Source organism: Cupriavidus sp. 01T418, from assembly GCF_056398885.1.
Window position 1 is genome coordinate 143,289 of sequence record NZ_JBFTQG010000006.1, and the last position, 26,560, is coordinate 169,848.

At 61.3% G+C, this 26,560-nt stretch carries 24 protein-coding genes and 2 pseudogenes; 4 read left to right on the plus strand and 22 right to left on the minus strand.

Translation table 11 applies throughout. The features are described from left to right. Window positions 1–127: 127 nt before the first annotated feature. The gene (locus tag AC1DQ3_RS09435) at window positions 128–1,708 is read right to left on the minus strand and encodes an isocitrate lyase (RefSeq protein ID WP_477119922.1); all 1,581 of its coding nucleotides are present in this window, start codon (window positions 1,706–1,708) and stop codon (window positions 128–130) included. A gap of 348 nt (window positions 1,709–2,056) precedes the next feature. Between AC1DQ3_RS09435 and AC1DQ3_RS09440 the strand changes: the two are divergent. Next, window positions 2,057–2,425: pseudogene (locus AC1DQ3_RS09440) on the plus strand (transposase); the annotation flags it as partial. A 52-nt stretch (window positions 2,426–2,477) separates the two neighbouring features. On the opposite strand, the gene AC1DQ3_RS09445 reads toward AC1DQ3_RS09440, so the two are convergent. The 5 genes and pseudogenes from AC1DQ3_RS09445 to AC1DQ3_RS09465 form a co-directional block, all read right to left on the minus strand. Then, window positions 2,478–2,945, minus strand: coding sequence for a cupin domain-containing protein (locus tag AC1DQ3_RS09445; protein WP_477119923.1), 468 nt, complete (start codon window positions 2,943–2,945; stop codon window positions 2,478–2,480). A 321-nt stretch (window positions 2,946–3,266) separates the two neighbouring features. After that, window positions 3,267–3,578: pseudogene (locus tag AC1DQ3_RS09450) on the minus strand (LysR family transcriptional regulator); the annotation flags it as partial. A 103-nt stretch (window positions 3,579–3,681) separates the two neighbouring features. Next, window positions 3,682–4,869, minus strand: a complete 1,188-nt coding sequence (locus AC1DQ3_RS09455) for an acetyl-CoA C-acyltransferase (RefSeq protein ID WP_477119924.1) — start codon at window positions 4,867–4,869, stop codon at window positions 3,682–3,684. 29 nt (window positions 4,870–4,898) lie between these two features. Further along, window positions 4,899–5,663, minus strand: a complete 765-nt coding sequence (locus AC1DQ3_RS09460; protein WP_477119925.1) for an SDR family NAD(P)-dependent oxidoreductase — start codon at window positions 5,661–5,663, stop codon at window positions 4,899–4,901. An 89-nt stretch (window positions 5,664–5,752) separates the two neighbouring features. Continuing rightward, entirely contained in the window at window positions 5,753–6,478 is a 726-nt protein-coding gene (locus AC1DQ3_RS09465; RefSeq protein WP_477119926.1) for a nitroreductase, read from the minus strand. A gap of 299 nt (window positions 6,479–6,777) precedes the next feature. On the opposite strand from AC1DQ3_RS09465, the gene AC1DQ3_RS09470 reads away from it, so the two are divergent. Beyond that, a complete protein-coding gene (locus AC1DQ3_RS09470; RefSeq protein ID WP_477119927.1) occupies window positions 6,778–8,433 on the plus strand; it encodes an AMP-binding protein in 1,656 nt (551 codons plus the stop codon). A gap of 17 nt (window positions 8,434–8,450) precedes the next feature. Here AC1DQ3_RS09470 and AC1DQ3_RS09475 read toward each other — a convergent pair whose 3' ends face one another. Beyond that, the gene (locus AC1DQ3_RS09475) at window positions 8,451–9,143 is read right to left on the minus strand and encodes a Crp/Fnr family transcriptional regulator (RefSeq protein ID WP_477120033.1); all 693 of its coding nucleotides are present in this window, start codon (window positions 9,141–9,143) and stop codon (window positions 8,451–8,453) included. A 1,120-nt stretch (window positions 9,144–10,263) separates the two neighbouring features. On the opposite strand from AC1DQ3_RS09475, the gene groES reads away from it, so the two are divergent. Both groES and groL read left to right on the plus strand, forming a co-directional pair. After that, entirely contained in the window at window positions 10,264–10,554 is a 291-nt protein-coding gene (groES, locus tag AC1DQ3_RS09480) for a co-chaperone GroES (protein ID WP_477119928.1), read from the plus strand. A 40-nt stretch (window positions 10,555–10,594) separates the two neighbouring features. Beyond that, window positions 10,595–12,238, plus strand: coding sequence for a chaperonin GroEL (gene groL / locus AC1DQ3_RS09485; RefSeq protein WP_477119929.1), 1,644 nt, complete (start codon window positions 10,595–10,597; stop codon window positions 12,236–12,238). Window positions 12,239–12,363: 125 nt separating this feature from the next. On the opposite strand, the gene AC1DQ3_RS09490 is transcribed toward groL, so the two are convergent. From AC1DQ3_RS09490 to AC1DQ3_RS09560, 15 genes are all read right to left on the minus strand, one after another. Further along, on the minus strand, window positions 12,364–13,152 hold the full coding sequence (locus AC1DQ3_RS09490) for a metallophosphoesterase (RefSeq protein WP_477119930.1): 789 nt from the start codon (window positions 13,150–13,152) through the stop codon (window positions 12,364–12,366). 156 nt (window positions 13,153–13,308) lie between these two features. Beyond that, complete coding sequence (locus AC1DQ3_RS09495; RefSeq protein ID WP_477119931.1) at window positions 13,309–13,974, minus strand: methyltransferase family protein; 666 nt, start codon at window positions 13,972–13,974, stop codon at window positions 13,309–13,311. 48 nt (window positions 13,975–14,022) lie between these two features. After that, entirely contained in the window at window positions 14,023–15,507 is a 1,485-nt protein-coding gene (locus AC1DQ3_RS09500; protein ID WP_477119932.1) for a vWA domain-containing protein, read from the minus strand. A 20-nt stretch (window positions 15,508–15,527) separates the two neighbouring features. Beyond that, the gene (locus AC1DQ3_RS09505) at window positions 15,528–16,157 is read right to left on the minus strand and encodes a TadE/TadG family type IV pilus assembly protein (protein ID WP_477119933.1); all 630 of its coding nucleotides are present in this window, start codon (window positions 16,155–16,157) and stop codon (window positions 15,528–15,530) included. After that, window positions 16,157–16,618, minus strand: coding sequence for a TadE/TadG family type IV pilus assembly protein (locus AC1DQ3_RS09510; protein WP_477119934.1), 462 nt, complete (start codon window positions 16,616–16,618; stop codon window positions 16,157–16,159). Before AC1DQ3_RS09510 ends, AC1DQ3_RS09505 begins: the two co-directional genes overlap by 1 nt. 59 nt (window positions 16,619–16,677) lie before the next feature. Next, the gene (locus AC1DQ3_RS09515) at window positions 16,678–17,634 is read right to left on the minus strand and encodes a type II secretion system F family protein (RefSeq protein ID WP_477119935.1); all 957 of its coding nucleotides are present in this window, start codon (window positions 17,632–17,634) and stop codon (window positions 16,678–16,680) included. Between the two features lie 50 nt (window positions 17,635–17,684). Continuing rightward, on the minus strand, window positions 17,685–18,659 hold the full coding sequence (locus AC1DQ3_RS09520; protein WP_477119936.1) for a type II secretion system F family protein: 975 nt from the start codon (window positions 18,657–18,659) through the stop codon (window positions 17,685–17,687). Between the two features lie 31 nt (window positions 18,660–18,690). Next, on the minus strand, window positions 18,691–20,046 hold the full coding sequence (locus AC1DQ3_RS09525) for a CpaF family protein (RefSeq protein WP_477119937.1): 1,356 nt from the start codon (window positions 20,044–20,046) through the stop codon (window positions 18,691–18,693). A 68-nt stretch (window positions 20,047–20,114) separates the two neighbouring features. Beyond that, window positions 20,115–21,326, minus strand: coding sequence for a CpaE/TadZ family protein (locus tag AC1DQ3_RS09530; RefSeq protein WP_477119938.1), 1,212 nt, complete (start codon window positions 21,324–21,326; stop codon window positions 20,115–20,117). 75 nt (window positions 21,327–21,401) lie between these two features. Next, the gene (locus tag AC1DQ3_RS09535) at window positions 21,402–21,722 is read right to left on the minus strand and encodes a hypothetical protein (RefSeq protein ID WP_477119939.1); all 321 of its coding nucleotides are present in this window, start codon (window positions 21,720–21,722) and stop codon (window positions 21,402–21,404) included. Between the two features lie 38 nt (window positions 21,723–21,760). Then, a complete protein-coding gene (locus AC1DQ3_RS09540; RefSeq protein WP_477119940.1) occupies window positions 21,761–23,623 on the minus strand; it encodes a type II and III secretion system protein family protein in 1,863 nt (620 codons plus the stop codon). Window positions 23,624–23,690: 67 nt separating this feature from the next. Next, window positions 23,691–24,551, minus strand: a complete 861-nt coding sequence (gene cpaB, locus AC1DQ3_RS09545; protein WP_477119941.1) for a Flp pilus assembly protein CpaB — start codon at window positions 24,549–24,551, stop codon at window positions 23,691–23,693. A 479-nt stretch (window positions 24,552–25,030) separates the two neighbouring features. Next, window positions 25,031–25,576, minus strand: a complete 546-nt coding sequence (locus AC1DQ3_RS09550; protein WP_477119942.1) for a prepilin peptidase — start codon at window positions 25,574–25,576, stop codon at window positions 25,031–25,033. Window positions 25,577–25,697: 121 nt separating this feature from the next. Continuing rightward, window positions 25,698–25,886: a Flp family type IVb pilin gene (locus AC1DQ3_RS09555; protein ID WP_477119943.1), complete on the minus strand. Its 189-nt coding sequence runs from the start codon at window positions 25,884–25,886 to the stop codon at window positions 25,698–25,700. Window positions 25,887–26,376: 490 nt separating this feature from the next. Then, on the minus strand, window positions 26,377–26,553 hold the full coding sequence (locus AC1DQ3_RS09560) for a hypothetical protein (protein WP_477119944.1): 177 nt from the start codon (window positions 26,551–26,553) through the stop codon (window positions 26,377–26,379). Window positions 26,554–26,560: the final 7 nt, after the last annotated feature.

Genomic DNA, 26,560 nt, shown 5'->3' on the forward strand with positions numbered 1-26,560 from the left:
ACACGTACAGTTTCCGCATGTAGGCGCGCAAGAAATCGTTCGATGAGGCCCCCCCGCGAGCCATCTCGGCGGAAAAAAAACGCCAACCCGTTATGGGTTGGCGTTTTGCCTGGGGGTTTTACTGGTATCAGAACTGGTTCATGGTGTTGTCTTTACCCGCCGCTTTCAGGGCCGCTTCGCCGCTGAAATACTCCTTGTGATCGTCGCCGATGTCCGAGCCGGACATGTTCTGGTGCTTGACGCAGGCGATGCCCTGGCGGATTTCCTTGCGCTGCACGCCAGCCACGTAACCCAGCATGCCCTGGTCGCCGAAGTATTCCTTGGCCAGGTTGTCGGTCGACAGTGCGGCGGTGTGGTAGGTCGGCAGCGTAATCAGATGGTGGAAGATACCTGCTTCGCGCGACGCGTCGGCCTGGAAGGTCCGGATCTGTTCGTCGGCAAGCTTCGCCAGTTCGGTCTGATCGTATTCCACGCTCATCAGTTGGGTGCGCTCGTATGCCGACACATCCTTGCCCGCGGCCTTCATCGCGTCATACACCTGCTGGCGGAAATTCAGGGTCCAGTTGAAGGATGGGCTGTTGTTGTACACCAGCTTGGCATTCGGGATGACTTTGCGAATCTCGCTGACCATGCCGCCGATTTGGGCGATATGCGGCTTTTCGGTCTCGATCCACAGCAGGTCGGCGCCGTTTTGCAGTGCGGTGACGCAATCCAGTACGCAGCGCGCTTCGCCCGTGCCGGCGCGGAACTGGAACAGGTTGCTAGGCAGGCGCTTGGGGCGCAGCAGCTTGCCGTCGCGCTTGATGATGACGTCACCATTGCCCAGCTCGTCGGCCGACAATTCCTCGCAATCGAGGAAGGCATTGTATTGATCGCCCAGGTCGCCCGTCGTGTTGGTCACGGCGATCTGCTTGGTCAGGCCAGCTCCCAGCGAGTCGGTACGGGCCACGATGATGCCGTCATCCACGCCCAGTTCCAGGAAGGCGTAGCGGATGGCGCGGATCTTGGCCAGGAAGTCCTCGTGCGGCACGGTGACCTTGCCATCCTGGTGGCCGCACTGCTTCTCGTCGGACACCTGGTTTTCGATCTGAATGCAGCATGCGCCCGCTTCGATGAACTGCTTGGCCAGCAGGTACGTTGCTTCGGCGTTGCCGAAACCCGCGTCGATGTCCGCGATGATGGGCACAACGTGGGTGACGTGGTTGTCGATTTTTTCCTGGATGGCGGCCTTGGCAGGTCCTTGGGCAGCATCCAGTTCGCGGAACAGGCCGCCCAGTTCACGGGCGTCGGCCTGGCGCAGGAAGGTGTACAGCTCGCGGATCAGCGCGCTGACGGAGGTTTTTTCATGCATCGACTGGTCCGGCAGCGGGCCGAACTCGGAGCGCAGCGCGGCCACCATCCAGCCGGACAGGTAAAGGTAGCGGCGGTCGGTGCTGTTGAAGTGCTTCTTGATGGAGATCATTTTCTGCTGGCCGATGAAGCCGTGCCAGCAACCCAGCGACTGGGTGTACTTGGACGAGTCGGCATCGTAGGCGGCCATGTCGGCGCGCATGATCCTGGCGGTGTACTTGGCGATGTCCAGGCCCGTTTTGAACTTGTTCTGGGCACGCATGCGGGCGGCATACTCGGGGTTGATGGCATTCCATGCGCTGCCGTGGTTCTCTTTCAAACCAGCAACTGCCTTGATGTCGTCTTGATACTGGGCCATACGATATTCCTAAGCGCGTTTGAAGAAAGGGTTGCGTGTGCCGCTACGAATGTCGAAGCAAGCAGCGTGGAATCATTGTATGGCGCCTCTGGCGCATCACGGTGGAGTCTTATATAAGACATAAGAGTTTGTTTATCCTTATTTTTCAATGAGATAGGCAATGAATTTCGTGATGTGGAACGCGTTTTCGAGGAACGAAAACAAAACGCTGCGGAAATTCGGATGGAATTCCACAATGTGAAAAGCGCTTTCAGTTGTTAGAAGTAACGGCAAGCACAGATGGCTTGCGCAACGATAGTTGGGGGATTTTGTAGACGTCTGTCGAACGACGCCTTCGATGAACGCGGTGTCACCTTCCGCTGGAAGGACTACCGCGCAAAGGGACGCACCCGCCACAAGATCATGACGCTCGAAACCGGCGAGTTCATGCGCCGCTTCCTGCTCCATGTGCTGCCCGCCGGCTTCCATCGCATCCGTCACTACGGCCTGCTCGCCAACCCGGTGCGCCGCGCCAGTCTCGCCAAGGCCCGTGAACTGCTGGACGTCATGCCTGAGGCCGACACCCAGCCCGACGCTCCCGGGGTTGCTATCCCTGCGGTCTTCGTCTGCCGGCACTGCGGTGCGCCGATGATCGTCATCGAGCCGGCCATTGTGGGGCGGGTTGGGCGGCAGCAACTGGCCGCCAGGACACGGCTGGAGGGAACAGGGGGGCGATAACAAGCTGGCCTCTTGGGGGAGCCAGAGTTTCTGCCTTCAGTGCGTTGATGTTTCAGGGAAGCATATGGGTATCCCCGGCAGCCTGCGGCGGCAACTTGATTGCCAGCGCCTTGAAATCGCCGCTGGTTGCGATCGAACCCGCGTGCGCGACACCCTTTGGAATGATAATCAGGTCGCCCGGGCCGACCTCGCGCTGTTCACTGCCCAGCCAGAATGTGCCCTTTCCTGAAATGACATACTGGATCTCGTCGGCGCTGGTGTGGTAGTGCTTCGGAACGTTGCCCGATTGCACTGCAACGGTCCCTTGTGGCGTCGCCACCAGCCCTTTCGTACGTAGCGTGCCCATATTGGGAACCTGCGGTCCGATGTCTTCATTGCTCATGGCGACCAAGTTGATGATCTGCGGCGCCAATGTGGCGGGCGGGATTTGCGCGTGGGCCGGCGGCAGTCCCGTATGGGCTGTAAGGTAGCCACAGGCAAAAGCGATTGGGACAGCGGAAAGAGCGACAAAGCGATGCATATTCATCTCCCTTCGGTTGGTCTGCGAGCATTGGATCGCTACGATGCTTAATTCGTGCGATACGGCGGGATTGTCTCACCGCGATCCGCGCCCAGAATTGAGGGGAAACCCGCGAGCACTGAATCAATCGCTCGCCGAAAGGGGGCCACCCGAAGGAGATTCAGCGGCTCTGGCTGGCGGTTCCCGACCCTGAACTGCCGTTCGAGATCGCGCCACCGCAACGGCTGCTTCGAAGGTGCAACCGCCATTCGACCAATCAAGCTGGCCGGCGAGCAATCGGTGCCCTTTACGGCCACTCGAGCCCCCCCCCGCCATATCACTCTGTCCAAACCCGACGGGAGTTCGAACCCTCAGTTTCCCAAACGGACGCGCATGTGCGTCACCAGCCTCCGCCTCAGCCTGTTCGATCAGTGCCAGAATCTGCATGCAATGATCGTAATATCGCTCACCAGCTTCAGTCAGCGCGATGCGTCGTGTGGTCCTGTTGAGCAGTCGGGTTCGAAGGTGTGCTTCCAGATCCGAAACGGCGCGTGAGGCCTGGCCAGGAGTGGTGTCCATGCCGTTCGCCACCGCCGTGAAGCTCCCGGCTTCGACGACGCGCACAAAGACGCGCATGTCTTGAAGTATGTCCATGCAGAGCTCCCGATGCGAGTCCAACCGGCGAAGCGCGATAAATGACCTATCGCTACATCCCTTTGCAGGCGTGACAGTGTGCGCCGGCTGACCGACGCTTACGTTAAATCATCTCGATGGCGATGGCAGTGGCTTCGCCACCGCCGATGCAAAGGCTGGCAATTCCGCGCTTTCCGCCCGTTAATCTGAGGGCCGCAAGCAAGGTGACTAGAATGCGTGCTCCGGAAGCGCCGATAGGGTGACCGATGGCGCAGGCGCCGCCGTGTATGTTGACCTTGTCGTGATCGAGCGCCATGTCCCGCATGGCAGCCATCACGGCGACTGCAAATGCCTCGTTGATTTCCCACAAATCTACGCTGGACGTCCCCCATCCAATCCTGGACAGTAGTTTCTCTATCGCGCCCGCGGGAGCGGTGGTAAACAGTCTCGGCTCTTGAGCGTGGGTGGCGTGCCCGACGATAGCGGCCAGAGGCTTGATCCCAAGTCTCTCGGCACTTGAGAGGCGCATCAGCACCAGCGCGGCGGCACCATCGGAAATCGAACTGGAGTTAGCCGCCGTTACTGTGCCATCGGTCTTGAAAGCGGGTTTCAGACTGGTGATCTTGTCCAGTTTGGCTTTGCCCGGCTGCTCATCGTGCTCCACCAGAACATCGCCTTTTTTGCTGGAGGTCATCACGGGGGTGACCTCCCACGCGAAGGCACCGGACCGAATAGCGGCTTGGGCTCGTGTGGTTGACTTTATTGCGTAGGCATCCTGATCTTCTCGAGAAAAGCCGTAAGACTTGGCGCACTCTTCAGCGAAAATGCCCATTTGACGGCCGCGATCGAAATAAGCATCTTCCAGGCCGTCGAAGGACATATGGTCGAGAATCTGTCCGTGACCAAGGCGGAAGCCCCCTCGTGCCTTCGGGATGAAGTAGGGAGCGTTTGTCATGGACTCCATGCCACCCGCAACAATGACCTCGTTGCTGCTGGCCATCAGGACATCATGGGCCAGCATGGCGGCTTTCATGCCGGAACCGCACACTTTGTTGACAGTGGAGCAGACCACCGAGAGGGGTAGCCCGGCGCCGATGGCCGCCTGGCGCGCCGGGGCCTGGCCGAGGCCCGCAGGCAGCACACAACCCAGGATGAGTTCCTGCACCTCGTCGGCGCTAACGCCAGCGCGCTGGATAGCGGCCTTTACCGCAACGGCACCGAGCTGCGGCGCTGTGCAACTGGAGAGATCCCCCTGGAAGCTGCCAATAGGGGTACGGGCGACAGATACGATAACTACGGGATCTTTGGACATTGCTTATTCGCTGAAAAAATGGATGCGGTTTATTTGGCGGCCATACGGATGGCGCCGTCGAGGCGGATGACCTCGCCGTTCAGGTATTCATTCAAGAGGATGTGCTCCACCAGAGCGGCGTATTCGGCTGGCTTGCCCATCCGGGCTGGAAACGGCACCGTTTTGCCGAGCGCCTCCTGTACTTCAGCGGCCATGCCGAGCAACATGGGGGTTTCCATGATGCCTGGAGCAACTGTCATAACCCGGATGCCGCAGCGCGAGAGTTCCCGCGCGAGTGGCAACGTCATCGCGACAACGCCGCCTTTGGAAGCGGCGTAGGCTGCCTGCCCCACCTGCCCCTCAAACGCGGCCACCGACGCTGTGCAGATGATGACGCCGCGCTCGCCGGAGGTCTTTGGGGGGCAGGCACTCATCATCTCCGCCGCAATGCGGGTCATGTTGAAAGTACCAACCAAGTTGATATTGATCGTCCGGGCGAACGCGTCCAGCTTGTGGGTTCCTTCACGGCCGATGACCTTTTCCGCCGGCGCAACGCCTGCGCAATTGACGAGTCCCCTGAGGTGTCCCATTTCCGTGGCCGCTGCAAAAGCTGCCCGGGCGCTGTGTTCGCTGGCGACGTCGGTGGCAACGAATCGGGCATTTGGCCCTAGCTGTGCGGTGATGGTCTCACCTGCCTCGGGGTTGACGTCCGCCAGGACCACCTTGCCGCCCCGCTCGACGATCATCTTCGCCGTGGCCGCTCCCAGGCCGGAACCGGCCCCAGTCACTACAAAAACGTTGTCTCTGATCTGCATGTCCGTTTTCCTTTCATATGACGCTCCGCTAATGCATTCGGTACGCGGGCCCCTGACTGGCGTCTGGCGTCCGCTTCCCAAGCGCACCGCTAATCCGAATAAAACGTGGTGAACGAGCCAACCTCCGCTCTTTCCGTAACGAGGGTGTTCTCGATGCATGAGGCGTCCGCAAATCCAAGACTCATGCCGACAACGAACCTCTCAGTTTTCTCCAGTCGGAGTTGCTCCGAAATTACTTTGTGGTACTTCATAAATGCCGCTTGAGGGCATGTGCTCAAGCCATGGGCACGAGCGGCGATCATGATGTTTTGCAGGAACATCCCGTAGTCGAGCAGGCTACCCTGCTGCATGACGCGGTCGATTGTGAAGAACAGGCCGATGGGCGCGTCAAAGAATTGATAGTTGCGGCTGTGCTGGGCCTGCATTCGTTCCTTGTCGCCCTTTTCGATTCCAAGCAACCCATATAGCGTCCAACCGACAGCGCGTTTTCTTTCAAGGTATGGCGATATCCATTCGCGCGGGTAGTAGTCCCATTCGTCCGCGCATGTCTCGTCTAAGGCCGAATCGTCATTAACCCGCTGGATCGCAGCGCAGATGCGGTCTTTGGCGTGCCCCGTGACGACGTGTACGCGCCAAGGCTGGATGTTGACGCCTGTGGCGGCAAACCGCGCAATGTCCAATATCGATTCCACCGTCTCTCGAGGAACCGGCGTGGGCAGAAACGCCCTGACGCTGCGACGCGATAGGATCGCCCATTCGATGGCCTTGCGCAGCGCATCGGCATCCATCGCCGGTGGTGTGTCCCTTCTCTTCATCTGTCACTCCATTTGTCTCCACGGTCGGCAAACCCAGGCAACTCCCTTGAGCGGCAGCATTGCCTTTGCGAACAAGACTAGCGGGGCAGAACGGGACATGTTGTCTCGAACATGACAATCGGCATCCGGTAGCCGATCGTCTCTACGAACCGAAGGAGTGTCTTGTTCGGGACAGTTCCGGGCCAGCACAACGTTTAGATTGGATGGGGTAGCGCAAGGTTCGAGCGTTCCGATTCAGGGGTTGCACTGTGGCACCGCTTGTATCCGGGACACTTTCACATCAGACGAGGAGACACGACATGCCCACCCAAATCTACGAGCGCGGACTCGATCGAAACGAAGCCAACCATGTGCCGCTGACACCGCTGCACTCACTGGATCGATGCGCCGATTTATTTCCGGAGCATATTGCTATCGTGCATGGCGAGATGCGTCAGACCTGGGCGGCGACGCGCAGCCGCTGCCGCCGGCTGGCCAGCGCGCTCGTCCGGCGAGGTGTCAAGCGCGGCGACACGGTATCGCTCATTGCGCCTAATACGCCCGCGTTGGTGGAGGCGCATTTCGGGGTGCCGCTAAGCGGAGCTGTCCTCAACACGATCAACTGCAGGCTGGATGCTGACGGCATTCGGTTCATCCTGCTTCATGGGGAATGTAAGGTTCTTTTCGTGGATCGTGAATTTGCCGCCCTTGCTGCAGACGCGCTAGAGCAAGTTCCAGACAGGCCACTCGTGATTGACATTGCCGATCTCGAAGCGCCGCCGGCAGCATCGATAGGTGAGCTCGACTATGAGCAATTGCTTGGAGAGGGTGATCCAGACTTCAAAGGCGTATGGCCCACGGACGAATGGGAAGCTATCGCGTTGAACTTCACGTCCGGCACGACCTCCGACCCGAAAGGGGTCGTAGTCAGTCACCGAGGGGTCTACCTTATGAGCATGCTCCAGTTGACTGATTGGGGCATGCCGCGCGGGCCGGTCTATCTCTGGACCCTACCGATGTTTCACGCCAACGGCTGGTGCTTCGCCTGGGCAGTCACGGCAGCGGGTGGCACCCATGTCTGTCTGCGCAAAGTCAATGCCGCAGGGATATTTCGAGCCATCCGCGAGTACGGGGTCGACCATTTTTGTGCGGCGCCAATCGTCCTGGCCGCATTGGCCGACGCGTCTGCCAGCGAGCGTAGTCCATTGCCTCGCATCGTCCGCGTGCGCACGGCAGGGTCCCCACCCCCGGCAACCGTGTTGAGATCTGTCAGCGAGCTGGGATTCGAGGTTGAGCACGTATACGGCATCACCGAAGCCTCCGGCACGCCGGTCAGTTGCTTCATCCAGGCAGACTGGTGCGCATTGGCCAACGAGGAGCAGGCGCGCCTGAAGGCGCGGCAAGGTTATCGGGCCTCTGGACTGGAAGCCGTGCGAGTAGCAAATCCAACCACGCTTGAGTCAGTTCCTGCGGACGGAAAGACCGAGGGAGAGATACTGCTGCGGGGCAATGTCATGATGAAAGGGTATCTGAAGAACGAGGAATCTACGCGAAACGCCTTCGAGGGTGGCTGGTTCCACACTGGCGATATTGCCGTGGTACACCCGGACGGATACATGCAGATCACGGATCGTTGCAAAGACATCATCATTTCGGGCGGCGAAAATATTTCATCGGTAGAGGTGGAGGAAGTATTGCACCAGCACCCGGCCGTACTCATCGCGGCAGTGGTGGCGCAGCCCGATGCCAGGTGGGGTGAAGTGCCTTGCGCATTTGTCGAATTGAGGCAGCGTATCGATGCACCTTCTGAACGAGAGCTGATTACGTTCTGTCGAGAGCGGCTCGCTCACTACAAGTGTCCTGTGAGGATCGTGTACGGCGCGCTGCCAAAGACAGGCACAGGAAAAATTCAGAAATTTCGACTTCGAGCACTGGCTGGCAGCCGGGAAGCCATTACGAAGCTGTCTGACGCGTAGTCACATATGCGGCCTGGTCAATCTTCGGAATGCGCAAAATCTCGGAGCTCTGTTAGGTCAAGAATTCGAACTGAGCCATATTCAATCGTTAAAAGACCCGCATCAGCGAGCTCGTGAAGCGCCCGGTTGGTGTTCTGCCTGGAAAGGCCGGACAAACGTCCAATTTCTTCTTGCGAAAGACCCAGCGTCAGATCAGTGACGCCGAAGAGTTGCGGATTGAACAGTTCAGCGAGACAAAAAGCGACTCTTGCAGACGCTTTCTGCAAACGGAGGTTTCCAACCAGACCGACGTAGTATCCACACCGTGCATTGAGTTGATCGATGACAAATCGACTGAACGAATGGCTATTGTCAAGCAGCCACTCAAACGTGCTGTGCGGAATAAACCCGACTTCGCTGTCGCGCAGCGCTACCACCGAGTATGGGCGAGGTTCATCCTTTAATAGGGCTCCCTCGCCAAACCAGGAACCCGCCGGCACGCCGGCGAAGGTCGTGGCCCGCCCACCTTTCGAGACCGTATCGACTTTGACTAACCCTTCGATCACGCCTAGCCAATGATCCGCAGGGGCTCCGCGATGACAGACCAGGGCGCCGGCAGAATACGACCGTTGAAAGGCATCTTTCTGGACGCGAGCGAGTTGCTCCTGTGTCAAATTAGCCGACCAGGCGGAGCGCGATATGAAGCACTGCAACTCAACTGACAGGGGCATGGCCAAGTTAGGTTCGAAGGGTCCAGAGGCTCTAGTTTAACCATTTGCCGGCCGATGTTGCCCAATGACCCGATCGGCTGATATCTGCTCGAAGGTCCGGTCCGGAGCAGCAGCCGACGTTCGACCGAGCACTTGATGGCGTGGGCCAATGTCGGTAGATGGCCGGGAAGAGCCGTCCGCCGTCAGGTCGGCAAAAAGGTGGATCATCGGCCAAAGCAACCGAAGGTTCCTCTTCTCACGAGCGTCCGGTACAGAAGGTGAGTACGCCCGTTTCCAGACTCTTACTCCAAGCAATTCGTTCCACTGCTCAGGCTCGACCTTTCTGCGCTGATTCCGCGGGTCCACTTGCACTTCGGCACCAAGGCTGCTGCTCTGCGCGAATTCAACCCGGCATTGGTCCGTCAACGCATGGAATTGCTTCTACTTCCCGATCATCGAGGTGGATGACAAGCGCCACTACGCCGAGAGAGAAGATGCCTCGTCATCACGCTATGGCACGAGGGCGGCAGAGGACCGGCGACTTCGCCTCCAGGGGTCCGAGAATGCCGGTTCGGAGTCGCAGAATTCTCGGACACCTGCTGAGCCCAGCATGGCTGGAACGTCGGCCCGATTTCAGAGCGACTTACTGTTGACTTTTTCGAGCGCTGTGGCCTTTATCGGTTGGCTTGCCTGGCTTTGCCGACTACACCAAGGGCGTTTTGCCCACCTGCCCGATGAACTTCGGGCGCAACCGGCTTGCCGTGCTGACCTTTTTGCGACTCCGTCGGCTCGCGCCGGTGGCGCTGGGTTGACCCTCGCGCAACGAGTGCGTACGTGGATGCAACCTATTGATTTTTAATGAGTTGTCGGCCACGGACTTGCCGCCAATGCCCTGAGGAGTTCAAAGTTAAGTGAACAAAGTTCAAAGTTGAATGAATCTCGACACCAGCGACAGTAAACACGGCTTGAGGGTAAACACGTATCAAGTCGTTGACTTGAAAACGCAACCCCCCGTCCCTATAATTAGCACTCGTCGGGCATGAGTGCTAACAGGCCTCGTCCGGCGCACCAATTCTGCTGGCCGTCAGTGCTGGCGGTCATTTTTGTGAACCTAAAATCACTTTTGTACCAAGGAGTCCGTATGAATCTGCGTCCTTTGCACGACCGCGTGATCGTGAAGCGTCTGGACAATGAAACCAAGACCGCATCCGGCATCGTGATTCCCGACAACGCTGCCGAAAAGCCTGATCAAGGTGAAGTGCTGGCCGTGGGCCCCGGCAAGAAGGATGACAAGGGTGCCTTGATCGCGCTCGACGTCAAGGTGGGTGACCGCGTGCTGTTCGGCAAGTATGCCGGCCAGGCCGTGAAGGTGGACGGCGATGAACTGCTGGTCATGCGTGAAGAAGACATCATGGCTGTGGTGAACAAGTAATCCACGCATTCCATTCGTACAGATTTAGGAGATTCAGAACATGGCAGCTAAAGACGTAGTATTCGGCGACGCCGCCCGTGCCAAGATGGTCGAAGGCGTGAACATTCTCGCCAACGCAGTCAAGGTTACCCTGGGCCCGAAGGGTCGTAACGTTGTGCTGGAGCGCAGCTTCGGCGGCCCGACCGTGACCAAGGACGGTGTGTCCGTGGCCAAGGAAATCGAGCTGAAGGACAAGCTGCAGAACATGGGCGCGCAGATGGTCAAGGAAGTGGCTTCCAAGACCAGCGACAACGCCGGTGACGGTACCACCACCGCAACCGTGCTGGCCCAGTCGATCGTGCGCGAAGGCATGAAGTACGTTGCCGCCGGCATGAACCCGATGGACCTGAAGCGCGGCATCGACAAGGCTGTGGTGAACGCGGTCGAAGAGCTGAAGAAGCTGACCAAGACCACCACCACCAGCAAGGAAATCGCCCAAGTTGGCTCGATCTCCGCCAACAGCGACGAAGTGATCGGCAAGCTGATCGCTGAAGCGATGGACAAGGTCGGCAAGGAAGGCGTGATCACCGTGGAAGACGGCAAGTCGCTGGCCGACGAGCTGGAAGTCGTGGAAGGCATGCAGTTCGACCGCGGCTACCTGTCGCCGTACTTCATCAACAACCCGGAAAAGCAAGTTGTCGTCCTCGACAACCCGTACGTGCTGCTGTTCGACAAGAAGATCTCGAACATCCGCGACCTGCTGCCGGTGCTGGAGCAAGTGGCCAAGTCGGGCCGCCCGCTGCTGATCATCGCTGAAGACGTCGAAGGCGAAGCCCTGGCGACCCTGGTGGTGAACAACATCCGTGGCATCCTGAAGACCGCTGCCGTCAAGGCTCCGGGCTTCGGCGACCGCCGCAAGGCCATGCTGGAAGACATCGCCATCCTGACCGGCGGTGCAGTGATCGCTGAAGAAATCGGCCTGACGCTGGAAAAGGCAACCCTGCAGGAACTGGGTCAAGCCAAGCGCATCGAGATCGGCAAGGAAAACACCATCATCATCGACGGCGCCGGCGACGCAGCCTCGATCGAAGCACGCGTGAAGCAGATCCGTGCCCAGATCGAAGAAGCGACCTCGGACTACGACCGTGAAAAGCTGCAGGAACGCGTGGCCAAGCTGGCCGGCGGTGTTGCAGTGATCAAGGTTGGCGCAGCCACCGAAGTCGAAATGAAGGAAAAGAAGGCACGTGTGGAAGATGCACTCCACGCAACCCGCGCAGCCGTGGAAGAAGGTATTGTCCCCGGCGGCGGTGTGGCCCTGCTGCGCGCTCGCGCTGCCATCGCCAACCTGACCGGCGACAACCCCGACCAGGACGCCGGCATCAAGATCGTGCTGCGCGCCATGGAAGAGCCGCTGCGCCAGATCGTGCTGAACGCTGGTGAAGAAGCCTCGGTCGTCGTGGCCAAGGTCATCGACGGCAAGGGCAACTACGGCTACAACGCCGCCACCGGCGAGTACGGTGACCTGGTGGAAATGGGCGTGCTGGACCCGACCAAGGTGACCCGCACCGCGCTGCAGAACGCCGCTTCGGTCGCTTCGCTGATGCTGACCACCGACTGCGCAGTTGCAGAAATGCCGAAGGACGACTCGGCTCCGGCAATGCCGGGTGGCATGGGTGGCATGGGCGGCATGGACGGCATGATGTAAATCTGCCGGCCTGCCAAACGGCAGCCTGCTGTACCTGTAGTAAGCAAAAACCCCCGCTGGCGCGAGCCGGCGGGGGTTTTTGCCTGGAGCATGCGTTGCCGCGCCTGGCGTCGGCGGCGGCTGGCTTAAAGTTCCACCGTGAAGCACCAGTCGAAGGCGGGGTTCTCTGGTTCGCCTGTCTTGCGTCGCACGTAGCCACGCGGGTTGCACACCACCCGCGCATCATCGAGCCGGTAGTCGAACCTGGTGTGCGTATGCCCGTGGATCCACAGGTCGGCCTGCGCGACCAGGTCCGGCCGGCGCGAGATAAAGCCGCTGGAGACCAGGTCGTGGGAAAAGCGCGGGTCCAGGCTGCCAAGATCGGGCGCGTGGTGGGTCACCACCACCGTCTTGCCGTCGAAGGGCACGGCGAGTTGCGCGGCCAGCCACGCGCTGGCCGCTTCATGCCGCGCCAGTGCATCGGCGGTGGTGAAGCGGCGCCGCTGGCCATCCCCGTTGGCGATCTCGATCAGGCGGTGGTCCACCATCACGCCGGCGCAGGCCAGCATCGACTCCTCGCGCCGGGCGGCGCCGAACAGCGCGTAATCGGTCCACCAGGTGGTGCCGATCACGCGGACCGGCCCGCCCGCCAGGCCATCGAAATAGGCCACGGCGTCATTGAGCACGTGTATGTGCGGCGCCTCTTCGGCGGCCTCGGCCATGGCCGCATCGACCGGCTCGAAGGCGTTCTCGTAGTACTCGTGATTGCCCGGCACATAGACCACCGGCTCCGAAAAGGTGCGCGCGGCCCAGTCGACGCCGGCGCGGCCGTTGGCGATATCGCCGGCCAGCACGGTCAGGTCGGCGGGGCAGGAAGGGACCGACGCCGGTGTATCGTGCTCGAGGTGCAGGTCGCTGAGGATGCGGATCTTCATGAGGGCTCCATGCGGTCCGTGCGCCGCTTCAGGGCACGGTCATGCATGGATTCTTCAGAAAAGAGTGGGGTCGGTCAAGGCCGGGCCGCCATGGACGGGTTGGATACGGCGGGGTGCTGGTCCCGGTCAGGAGGCCCGCAAGGACTGCCAGCAGGATCAGAAGAATCCCGGTAATACGCGAAAGCGTACCTTGTCCCGATACGCCCGGTACTCGGGATCGTCGGACAGAAGCTTCTCTTCAAGGGTGATACGGCCACCCTGCAGTACGAATTGTCCAGCGTAGACCAGCACGTTTTGCAGTCCGAAGTTCGCAAGCAGGAAGCCAATGTCGGCAACGAGGTAGCCGAGATAGATCGGATGCCGTACGACCCGGTATGCACCGCTCGACACAATCCCGCGATTGGCTGGCAAAAGCCCGAACGAGTAGCGCAGCGTCACCTTCGCGAAGATCTGCCACGCAATCCCCGAGATCTGCAACGCGGCGCCGATCCATTCTGGCACAATCCGCACGCCTGGTGAGAGTTGAATCGCGAGGAAATAGTAGGTGGCAAACAGCGAGCAGAGTATGGCGACTGGATTCCAGTCACGCCGGGTCGGCACGCGCGCTACCAGCGACAGGCCGACGGTCAGGCATTCGGCCACCACCAGCAGGAGCAGCGTGATGCGGGTCGGGTCGGCACGCCAGTGTCTGTATGCGGCATAGGCGAAGACAGCGAACAACAACGCGGTGGCGAGTCGCAGGCACACCTCTAGCGCCACTTTGGAAACGCGCCGAATTAACAGCCCCGGTACCCCAGCCTCCACCGACTGATTGTCGAACATAGTGCCTCCAAGATTCGCGACTCTTATGGTCAATTCACGCTGGACTCTTTACTTGGAAATTCGCAGGATCTCCGAGGCCAGCTTTGAAAAGCATGGCTTGAGACCGTTGATGTTGGCGGCGTAGCAATAGACGCCGGCCGGTTGTTTGTTGTTATACAGCTTGGCATCCGTCGTGTTAGCCATGTTCTTGAGCAGGTCTGCGTCAAAGCCTCCGTTGCCATCCAGGCCGAGTGCGAAGATATATACGTTCTGGTTGCGCAGCGCCGTGGCCATCTCGACCGCCACATTGGTGGCCGCGTTGAAGACGTTGGTGGAGCTGAAGCTGTTGCCGACGGTCAACGGCACGCTTGTGCCGGCAATCGGGAATGACTTGTCGTTGGGATCGTGCACGTCGTAGTAGCCGGGCATCTGCTTGGGCAAGGGCGTCGTGCTTTTCGTGGTGGTACTGACGTAGGTGCCTGCCACGTTGTTGTTCACCGTGTCGCCGGTGGTTTGGGTGGCACTGCCGCCAAGGTTGGTACAGGGAGCCGGCATCCTGGTGTCTCGCTGGTCAACGATGTAGAAGCCGCTCGTACTGCCGCCGCTCTTGGCGCCGGTGATGCCGCCGGCGCAGACCGCCGTCGTGCTGTTGACCGGTGGCGCGGTCGAGTTGCTGCTCTTGCAGCCTTTGCCGTTCTTGTTGCAGGTAACCGTGGTGGTCGTGGTCGTTGACGTCGAAGTGGCGTTGACCTGGTATCGGGCAGCCAGGGTATTGGGTTCACCATCGGAGAAGAACACAACCACGCGCAGGCTGGAGGGATTCGTGGTGATGCTGTTGAGCTGGTCGCGGGCCTGCCACAGAGCCTCCGCATAGTTGGTCGTGCCGCCGTTGCCGAGGCCGCTGATCGTGCTCTTCATCGTGGTGCGATCGAAGCCGCGCGTGCTCGTACTGATCTTGATATCCGAAACGGCCCCGGCTGAGAAATGCACCAGGCCAACCCGATCTTCCGTGGGGCTGAACTGATCGAGGAAGCTGTTGGCATTGGCCTTGACCGTGCTCCACACGGGGCTCATGGAACCCGACGAGTCAATCACGAAAATCAGGTCAAGATCCTTGCGGATCGACTGCGATCTAGCCCCAACGGTGACGTTGTTGAGGTCCAGGACCTTCAGCAGCCTCAGCGGCATGATTGCCGACGCAGAAGGATTGATGGTGATAGCCCCCGAAGTCGGTGTGTCGAACTGCACAAAGTCGGACTTGCTGGTATCGAGGGAAGCTGTCGCGCCCAGGTAGCCGGAGGGAAAGTTGGCGTCGAAGAACTTCTGAGCGGCTTGCCTGGCGTTATCTGTCTGCTCTGCCTGGTCCTTGCCCGTGGTGACCGCCTTTGCCGCGGCGACGGCGGCGGAGTCGACCGCTGCATTCAGCTTGGCCTTGGTGACATAGGCCATGCCGGAGTCCACCGCGAGGCCGACGATGCCCAGCATCCCGAACATCAGCATGGCCACCATGATGGTGATCTGCCCCTTCTGCCTGACAGGAAGTTGTGTTTTCATGGCTGCTCCTTGTCGTTGGGTCAGAACGCGGTGACCGAATACAGGTTCGGGCCGAGGTTGGGCATTTTCAAAACGCCCATCGTCAGTCCCTTGAAGAACATGTCAAAGTTGTAGTAGGACTCGACGATGTAGGCGATCTGGCCATCGTGCAGCGAGCCGGTCATCGCGTTGGCGGTGGGCGCGGAAGCGCCGCCGGCCGGCAGGCCGCTGCAACTGCCGTCGCTTGCCCAGGAGCCACCACCATTGCCGCAGTTCCATACATTGCTGCCTGGCACCGTGCCGCCCAAGGTCCAGCCACCCGTCCAGCGGTACTGCTCGAGCACGATATTGCTTGTGCAGTAAGAACTGCTCCCACTACAGTTCCCCATGATCTTTGTGATGTAGATCATGCCGCGCTTGCTCATCTTCAGCGGGGGCGTGGTTTGCGCCAGGGAATTCATGATGTCCTGCGGCGTGTATGCCGAACTGCGCGAGACCAGGTTAGCGCCCTCGCGTGTCAGGCTCACCAGGATCAGGTTGGCCTGGATGGCTCGGGCGAAATCGATCACAGGCATCGCCAGGAAGACGAGGACGGGCAGCAGTATGCTGAATTCGATGGCGGCAATGCCGCGTACGGCCTGCCGGCTGGGGAGTGGGCGGGTGGGTTTCATCAGAAGGCCTCATTGCGCATGGTGGCTGCAACGCTGAAGGTGTACTTGCCGCCCGTGGACTTGAAGAAGGCCGCGACCATTGGCGTGAGCACCGGCCAGGAACAATTAACCTCGATCACGATGAGGTCGCCCGCGCCGCCGAACATGCTGCTGCCATTGGCCTGGCTGGTGTTGTTGACCCAGGTGGTGACAGTCGCCTGCGACAAGTCGTATACGCCCAGTGAGTTTTGGCGGATCTTCGTCAGCACGTCCTGATAGCGTTGCGCGGAGCTGCTTTGTCCGGTGACGGCGTAGCGCGCGCCTTCGCGCACTGCATGCTGCATTGTCAGGTTGGCCCACATCATCACGCTGAAGTCGAAGACGGAGAACAGCAGCAGGAAGAAGAGCGGGGCGATCAGGGCGAACTCCACGGCGCTGGCTCCGCGCTGCCGCCGCTGTTTGCTGATTCTCACTGTTTGCATGGCGTGCTCCCCTGATGATTGCGGCCGGTTTACTGGGCGGGCTTGAGGCACATGGGCTGTCAGCCGTTGCCGGACATGAGAGGCAGCAGCGAGCGGTACAACTGGATGCCGGGGGAGCCGAGCAGTACAACGAATAGCGACGGAAAGATGAARAAGAGCAGCGGAAAGAGCAGCTTGATAGCGATCTTGGCCGCGCATTCCTCGGCGCGCTGGCGCCGCTTGACGCGCAGCGTATCAGCATGCACGCGCAGCGAGGCGGATATGCTGGTGCCAAAGCGATCGGCCTGGATCAGCATGCTGACCAGCATGTCGATGTCCTCGACGCCGGTGCGCAGCGCCAGGTTGCGCAGTGCCTTCTCTCGCGAAAGTCCGGCACGCAATTCGAGCACCAGCAACTCAAGCTCCTCGCCCAGCGCGTTGCGCTCGCCGCGCAGTTCTTCCACCACCTTCAGCAGAGCGGCGTCAAGCGCGAGACCCGCCTCGACGCATACCGTGATCAGGTCCAGCGCATCGGGGAAGGCTTCGAGGATTGCCTGCTTGCGCTGGAGGACGCGCCTGCGCAGTACCAGGTCCGGCAGGTAGAAGCCGGCAATCGCGCTGGCCAGCAGCGTCAACGGCAGCAGCCTGGGGTTATCCTCGCTGACCACGCCATGCGTCAACAGAAACAGCAGCAGCGGGAACAGCAGGGCGAGCGCGGTCTTGCAGGCAAAGTAGAGGGGAATTGCCGACGGGTTGCGCCAGCCGGCGTTCATGAAGCGCGTGCGCAGCGCGGAGGCGTCCCAGCCGTCCTTGGGTAACGCGAGCTTGGCCAGGGGCTTGGACACGCGCTCCAGCTTGCGCATCCAGTCGTCTTGCAGTACCGAGGGCGTAGCGTCGTCGCTGCCGCCAGTGGCCTGTGTCACCTGCGAAATGCGCCCGCGCAGCTTATCGCGTTGCAGCAGCATCATGGTGGCCAGCGTCAAGCCAAAGGCCAGCATGAAGGTGAATACCAGGATGAGGATTTGCTCGAGAGTCATGATAGTGCTGGGCGGCGCCCATCCTCCTTTGATGTAGGGTGTTGCTGCATCTAGATATGGATGCGCACGACCTTTCGCATCCATAGCATGCCAAGCAGCATTAGCGTGAGGGCATAGCCGACGATCCATGGGCCGGCAGGATCGGTCACCAGGGGCATGAGGAAATCCGGATTCAGCAGATACATGGCGAAAGCCATGCCAAATGGCAGCAACGTCAGGATCACGCCGGAGAGCCGCCCTTCGGCGGAGAGCACGCGCACCTGGCCCATCAGCTTGATGCGTTCGCGGACGATTTGGCTGACATTGCCCAGAATCTCAGCGAGATTGCCGCCGGACTCACGCTGGATCAGCACGGCGATCACCAGGTAGCGCAGATCGGCCAGCGGGGCGCGTTTTGCCAGGTTCTTCAGCGCATCGTGCATCGAAGCGCCGTAGTTGATCTCGTCGAAGGTAACCCGGAACTCGGCGCCCAGCGGGTCGGGCAATTCATTGCCTGCCATGTCGAGCGCACTGGAGAAGGAATGGCCGGCGCGTAGCGCGCGGCTGATCATGTCAGCGGCCTCGGGAAGCTGCCCTTCGATGCTTTGCAGGCGACGGGTGCGGCGCCGGAGCACAAGCCACAGGGGCATCGGTAACCAGCACAGAGCCGCAACGCAGAGCGCCGCAATGGGCAAGCCGACAAGCAGGCCAACGAGACAAAGGACCGCCGCAGGCAGGAAAGTGAAGCCGAGCAATGTCGACACAGTCCACGCGAGCCCGGACTGCATCAATAGTTGGTCCAGTGCCTGGACGTGCGGCAGCTTGCGTAGCAAGCCCGCAAGGTAGGCGGAGCGACTTAGCGTGCGTTCCTTCATGATGGAAGACGGCTCCTCGCCCCAGCGTGCCTGGGTCATGGCGCGCATGCGGCGGCCGAGGCGTCGTGCTCCCGCGCTATGCTTGCCTTGCCACCACTGGTAGCAGACGACGATCAGCAGCACGATGGCAATGAAGAGCGAGAGGCCGAAGCCGACAAAGGTCGTGTTCATGGCGTGATCTCCTGCACAGAGGGAGCGCGGTTCATACCTCGAAGCGCAGCGAGGGTTCGAACAGCCGATCCGGTACGCTGAGGCCGAAGGCCTGCAGCCGGTCGCAGAAGTGCGGCCGCACGCCGGTGGCGCAGAAGTGGCCTTTGACGCGCCCCTCGGCGTCCATTCCCGTACGCTTGAACGTGAAGATCTCCTGCATATTGACTACGTCGCTTTCCATGCCGGTTATCTCCTGCACGCTCATCAGCTTGCGGCGCCCGTCAGTGAGCCGTGATACCTGCAGGATCACGGTGATGGCCGAGGTGATCTGTTGCCGCATGGTTTTGGGCGGCAGCGACAGGCCGGCCATGCTGACCATGTTCTCGAGCCGGGTCAGCGCGTCGCGGGGGGTGTTGGCGTGGATGGTGGCGAGCGACCCCTCGTGGCCGGTGTTCATCGCGTGCAGCATGTCCAGCGCCTCGGCGCCACGCACTTCCCCGAGGATGATGCGGTCCGGACGCATCCGCAGGGTATTCTTGACCAGTGCCCGCTGCGTGATCTCGCCTTTGCCCTCGATATTGGGCGGCCTCGTTTCGAGGCGCAGCACATGGTCCTGCCTGAGCTGTAGTTCCGCCGCGTCCTCGATGGTGACGATGCGCTCGCTTGCCGGGATGAACCCGGACAGGATGTTGAGCAGGGTGGTCTTGCCACTACCGGTACCGCCAGAGATGAGGATGTTCAGCTTGGCCTTGACCATGGCTTCGATCAATTGGGCCATCGGCGGCGTAAGGGTCTGCAGTTCCACGAGGTCCTTGACCATCAGCGGATTGACGGAGAAGCGGCGAATCGATAGCAGTGGTCCATCGACAGCGGACGGCGGGATGATGGCGTTCACGCGCGAACCATCGGGCAGCCGCGCATCCACCATCGGGCTGGATTCGTCGATTCGCCGTCCCACGCGGGACACCATCTTGTCGATGACCTTCAACAGGTGGGCGTCATCGTGGAAGGTCACATCGGTCAGTTCGAGCTTGCCGCGGCGCTCCACATAGACCTGCCTGGCCGTGTTGACCAGGATGTCCGAAACGGTCGGATCGCTCAGCAGCGGCTCGAGCGGGCCGAAGCCCAGCATCTCGTCTCGCACGTCCGACACAAGGCGCTTGCGTTCGCTCTCATTGATCGGGATGTTGCGTTCGTCGATGATGCGCTCGACCAGCAGCGCCAGTTCGCGGCGCACCTGCTCTGGCGATAGACGCTGCAGCTTCTCCAGTTCCACGCGCTCGATGATGGCTTCGTGGATCTCCATCTTGAGTTGCTGGTAGGCCGCGTTCACGGTTGTGCCGACCGGGCCGACGCGCTCTGCCACGGTTTCGCCAGCCTTCTCATAGAGTTGTTGACGCAATGACATGTTGATTCTCCGCAGCGCGCTTTGCGCCTATGTGTTCGTTCCCGGGCCGACTGTTGCTGCCCGGGCGGCTATGCGTGTCTCTCGATTGGCAAAGCCTGACTGGCCTGCTTGCTGCGCTGGCCAAGCAGTCTGTGCAGCAGGCCTTCCTCTTTTTTTGCAGCGTTCGGGTAGACGGTATCCACCATCTGTACCAGCGCGCGAGCGATCGGGCTGCGTTCGGCCAGTTGCAGTACCGGCACGCCCTGGTTGCTGGCATCGCGAGCCGACTTCGGGTCGGGCGGCAGCAGGTGTGCGACCTTTGTGCCGAGCGTCTCCTCCAGCGTATGCAAGCTGACCGGCGAGTGTTTCTCGTACTCGTTGATCACCATGTGCAGACGCTCGGACGGGTACCCAAGCGAGCGGAAGATCTGCATCAGGTGCTGGCCGGCGCGCAGGTAGGGCAGACTAAGCTGAAGCACCGGATAGATGATGTCGCTGTGGTCCAGCACCATGATCGAGGAAGGGTTGATGTCCTGTCCGGCATCAAAGATGATGACGTCGTATACCGGCCGCACCAGGTCAAGGATGCTCTCGAGGTGGGCGGCCTTGATGTCCCCCGCCTTGACGGGGTCGCCGGGACCAGCGATGACGTCGAAGTTGGCGTGCGCATGGGTGATGCAAGCGTCCAGCAAGGCGAGGTCGAGCCGGTCAGCCTGCTGGCAGATATCCGCCAGGGTGGCCGGGGGCGCCTTGTCCGTGACCAGGAATGCGGCGTCCCCGAACTGCTGGTCCAGGTCCACGAGAAGCACGCGCTTGGCGCGCGTGGCGGCTATGGCGTAGGCAAAATTGGCGGCAACGAAGGTGGTGCCGCTGCCTCCCTTGCAAGAGGTGAATGTCATCGTGCGGGCTTCAACCTCGGCGCCAACGTGCAGCTTGACGGCCAGGCGTTCCAGCTCACCATTGAATTCGCGCGGGTCCAGCGGCCAGCGCAGTACGCTGCGTATGCCCATTCGCATGGCGCGCATCAGCAACTCGGCCGACGGCGACGGCGTGACCAGGATGCAAGGAACGTCGCCGGGCTCGGGGAAGCGCTGGCGCAGGCGTTCCAGTACATTCAGGCTGAAGTCGTCGCCCTGCAGGATGAGGAAATCGGATGGGTGCACCAGCCCGGCCATGCCTAGCGCTTTTTCCGGATCGGCGCAGACCAGTTGCACCTGGCGGTGGGTTGCGACCTGGCCGGCCATCGCGGACATCTGCCGGGCCCGCGTCTCGTCGGCCGAGACCAGAATGAGCTTTGCCATCTCGATATCTCCCAGATTGCAATTTGGTATGGCGGCATGCGGCGGCAGCGTGAGCAGGCGCATGCCGCCGCATGGTCAGGGTGTGGAACCGGAGCTGGAGTTGCCAACCCCGATCACAAAGTCATTGCCGTCGGTTCGCGGGCTGCGGTATGACGAGTTATACCGGTCCAATGCATAGGTGGCGCTGCGTGCGTCGACGCCGGTCACGGGGTCTGTATTCATCGATGCGTTCGGGTTGAGCGTCTGCATGGCGCGCACGGTTCGCACGGCTTCGCCAAAGTGCGCGTCGTACACCGGTGTGGTGGTCATGCAGCCAGCGAGGCCGGCGGCAGAGCCTGCAGCCAAGGCCGTGACGGCAAATCGGCTGAGTCTGGCACGTAGGTTCCTGAAGTTCATGATGTTCCCCTGTTTTATGCAGGCCGATTGCATCGGGCTCACTGCATGTCGCTTGTCGTCGGCGCCGGTACGGCAGCGCTTGTAGGCGAGAGGGCGCCGGCCATTGCGCTGTCACGTCCTCCGGTCGCGGGCGAGGTGCTGGTGGTAGGCGCGGCCGGGGCAGGTGCCATCGGAGCGGGCGGTGCGCCGGTCGGGGCTTGCGGCGTATACGGGACCGTGTTCGTCACAGGGTGCCCTTCCATATTGCCGTTGATAAAGACCTCGCCAGGGGTCGGTGGCCCGAAGGAGTCGGTCGGCATCGGATAGTTGGCCGGCAGCGGCTTGACCAGGCGGGGCGTGACCACGAACAGCAGTTCGCTCTTGTCCTGCTGGAAGTTGGTGCTGCGGAACAGGTTGCCCAGCACGGGCAGCTCGCCCGCGCCTGGCAATGCCTTCAGGCTACCCGTGACGCTGCTCTTGATCAGGCCGCCGATGGCGAAGCTCTGGCCGTCCATCACCTGCAGCGTGGTGGATGCGCGGCGGGTGGTGATCAGTGGCAGGATGGTGGTGCCGGTCAGGTTTGGTGCGGTGAGCGCTACCCCGGTCGGGGAAAGCTCGGAGACTTCCGGTGCCACCTTCAGGTTGATGCGGCCGTTGGCAAGTACGGTCGGCGTGAAGCGCAGGCCGACGCCGAAGGTCTCCTCCTGCAGGGTGATGGTGGTGCCGCCGGCGCTGGAGGCTTGCGGCACCGGGATGAACACCTTGCCGCCCGCGAGGAAGCTCGCTTCCTGGCCGCTGATGGCCATCAGGTTGGGTTCGGCCAGGATCTTGACCAGACTGTCGCCCTTCTGCGCATCGATATGGAAGTTGAAGGGCAGATTGTTCGACTTCACGCCGGAGATCACGCCTGCGCCGCCCGAGAGGAAGTTCGCCAGCAGGCCAAAGCTCCAGCTGCCAAAGGCGCCATTCAGGTTGGCAGCAGCGCCGAGCTGGTCGATCAGGGTCTTCGACACCTCCGCCACCTTGACTTCCAGCATCACCTGTTGGGGCGAGTCCACCGTCATCATATTGATGATGCGCGGGCTGCGCAGCGGCTGCCCGGTGTTGGCGCCGACGCCGCCTCCGAGCATGCCCAGTCCGCCCATGCTGCCGCCGGCCATGGCAACCATCGGAGCCTGGCCCATCGGCCCACCGATTTGCTGCTGCGGAGCCTGTAGCGGGCTGCGGGTCTGCCGCATCACGAAGGCGTTGGCGATATCGATCACCTTCTGCGCGACGGTGGAGTCGGGAACGTTGCCGCTGAGCACCAGGCTGTCCGCTGCAGAAGCCACGCGTACCTGCCTGGCTTCGGGGATCAGGTCGTGCAGGGTGGACTGCAGGCCGCCCGGGTCGGCGCCGACGACCACGTCGATGACCTCGCAATGACCGCTCTTCCCCTGGACGATCATGTTTGTCGTACCCACGTCCAGGCCGAGCAGATAGAGCGTCTGTGGTGATACCAGCATGGCCTGCACCACGCTGGGGTTGCCCAGCGTGCGGGTGCGTACGGGCTCAGGCAGCGACAGCATGCGCGATTTGCCCACTGGCACGATCACCTGTTGCGGTTCGCGCCCGGCACCGGTGCAATTGGGGCCTTGGCTGATGCCACCGCTGCTCGGGGGTGGGGGCACGCTGGCAGCGCCGATGGTTAGCTGGATCGGGCCGTTGGCGGCCAGTTTCATCGCCTGAGGCGCGGCCATCCCTGCTTGTGTTGCGGAAGTAGCTGCACCTGTGGCGGCGGCATCGGCCGCCCGGGCCTGCTCGCTGGCCAGCCAGACGCTGGTTAGCGATAGCACGGCCAGCGTGGTGAGTTTCAGGCGTGTGGGGCCGTTGCGCGCCGCACTGCCGTGCGTGCCGCCCTCCTGGGCATGGTGTTGGTCCATTTGAATTTCCCCCGGTTGTTGACCCCAGTGGCTGGGGCCGGCATTTGGCAATGTCAACGACTGCGCCTTAGAAGCACTCTTGGTTTTGCTGCATGCCGCTGATCACGCCTACGCAATTGGTGGCGATCTTCTTTTCCGCCAGGCGGCGCACGACTTGTATCGTCTTGACCACCGGCATCGCCACCTGCACTGCCGCCGGAGCCTTTGGCACCGGCTCATTAAGCAGGCTGCGCTTGGTGGCGCCGGCGGTTTCGACCGGGCGCGGGTCGACCTGGTTGCGGAGCACCAGCGAGAGCGTGCCCACGCTGCGCGCCAGATCGAGCTTTTCCGCCTCGTCGGGGGACACCTCCAGCGTCACGGCGTTGACCACCTTGGGCTTGGTCTCGTCGCGGTTGACCTCCTGCGCAATGGCGAGCACCAAAATCTTCTCCAGCACGATCTTCGAAATGGACTGTTCATGCTGGGGCGTGCCTTCGCTCCTGTTCTGATCCTTTTGGGTGTTCACGATGATGTCGACGAAGCTGCCCGGCAGGGCGAATCCCGCCACGCCGACCACGTCGTTCACTCTCACGGTAATGGCGCGCTTGCCTTCGGCGATCACAGCCGAGAGACCACCTCGCGTGCCGACCGGAGTGAGCTTGGATTCCAGGATGGGCTCGCCTCGCATGACGCTGGCCTTGGTCACGCGTCCGTCGATCAGCTTCAGGTCGCTCAGCACGCCGGGCGGCAGGCTGTCGCGCGGCCAGTCGACAACCTTGACGAACTCGGGAGCGAGTCGCTGGCCAAGATTGATGTCTGTGCCTGCCACAACCACCTTGGTCACGCTGCCGGAACTCTGCTGCATCATCCAGCGCGAGGCCAGCACGACCGCCGCCAGGCCGGCCAGCAGCGCCACCAGCAGCATCACGATTGCGCGTACGTTTCTCATTTGATGGTCCTCCTCGATGTGGATTCCGGCGCCGGCGTGAGGCCAGGCGAGGCGCGAGCGCCCCCCTTGGCCATCACGCCAACATTCATTTCATCAAAGCCGCGCGTGCGGCGTTCAGTGGCAGGCGGAAGGGCCGCGCATCCGGCCTTGAGGCGTCTGCCTGGCTGGTCTAATGCGGTTTGGGTGGAGCAACGAACGGAAGAGGCGCTGAGGTCAGCCTCTGAGCGTGCGGAATGACGCAGAGGCTTTGCGCACCCGTGCGCATGGTGACAGTGCTATCGTGCTGCACAGAATCGGCAGTCAGGATCTCGCCTGGCTCTGGCACGCGTGGCGATGGCCAGGTTGGGTATGGCATTTGGCTCATTTCGCTCCCCTCTCGCACACCTTTGTGTGTGTTGTCTTCTAAGTTCTTCTAAGTTCTCAGCCGTAGCTCACGGCGTCAGCGCTTCTCCGAGCGTTTCGCATGCGCCCTGCCTGGATCAAACCCAGCCACCCAGCAGTGCGAAGGCGCCAGCACCAATTGCCAGCGCGAAGGGAATTCGCCCTTTGCTCGAGCGGTTGGAGCCTGTTCCTGCGGTAGTGCCCATATGCGCCATGCTGGCACTTCCGGACGGCAGCATCAGGACCCAGTGTGATAGCGAAACCAGAGTCTGGCGGACCTGGCCTCGATACAACATGACCAGGCAGGCCAGCACGCCGCCGGCAATGCAAGCGGCGAATGCGATCGCAAATGCGGCCTGTGCGCCGGTGATGGCGCCCACAGCGCCCATCAGCTTCACATCGCCTGCACCGAGACCCCTCACCAGATAGGGAAGCAGGAAGAAGCCAATGCCTGCGGCGGTTCCAGCTGCCCAACCCGTGACGCCGGTGAACACCCCATACGCGTGCCACTGCAGGACCAGCCCGACTACGAGGCCGATGACTACCAGCCAGTTTGGAATTCTGCGCATGCGCACGTCCCAGGCAGCGGCCGTCAGGACAAGCGCCGCGACGCACAGACCGTTGGGATAGGGCAGCATGTTCATGTTTGCTCTCGCCTTGCAGAGTATCAAGGTTGCGTATGTCGTAGCCCCCCCGCAAGCATGCCGGGTGGCCTCGGGGACCGGCCATTGCCAGGATTGAACCTGGCAATGGCCCGCCCCGCATTCAGCCCCCGCTAGCGGTGGTGATTGCGGTCCCGACATTCGTGAAAGCGGTGACGATGGCATCCTTCAACGTTCCGGTCGAAGCCACGATACCGATGCCGATGATTGCCGCCAGCAGCGCGTATTCAACCGCCGAGGCGCCATCTTCCTCCCGCACAAAACGCTTGATGCCTTCGAACATGGTGTTCATGTCCATCTCCTTCACGTCATGGTTAAAAGGGGAAAAAGCGCCCGCTGAAGATCGGGCACAGGCTTCGGCCGGTAGTGCCGGCCATGGCCAAGACAGGATGGATTCCTCGATGACGGGTACACGCTGGCGCTACAGCGATATAGGAATCGCTGTCTCCCCGGTGCGCAACTCGGCAAGGCGGGCCTCCCACCTCCACCATGTTTCAGGGAACCCTCCAGGCTGGCGATGCCAACCGGCTGGGCCTCACCTGGCGCATTGCCGCTTCTTGCGGCTTATTGCGCCGTGGTAGGTGCCGCGGGCCGACCCTTTCCCTCCCTCAGGAATCGGACCCGCGCCTGAAAGTGCTACAAAACTGCTAGTGATCGTCGCGCCGGTGCGTTGCGTCTCACCGTGTGCGGCGTGGGCCATGGATTCTTGAAATTTGCGCTGGCCCAGCGCCAAACCTCCCCGCGGAGCAGGTGCCCTGTCATGGCCACTGCTCCACCCCCGTTCAACTCCCCGTTCTCGTGATGTCTTTGCTGGGGTTTTGAATCCCCTTGGCTTCGGCATCCCCCGGCGTACCGTGCTTGTTGGTTCCGGTCGCTCTGGTCTTTGTAACGAACATAAGAGCGACGAACGTGCCAGAGAAGATAAGTAACTGATTTAATTGATGATGTTTTTTTGCCACTTGTTAC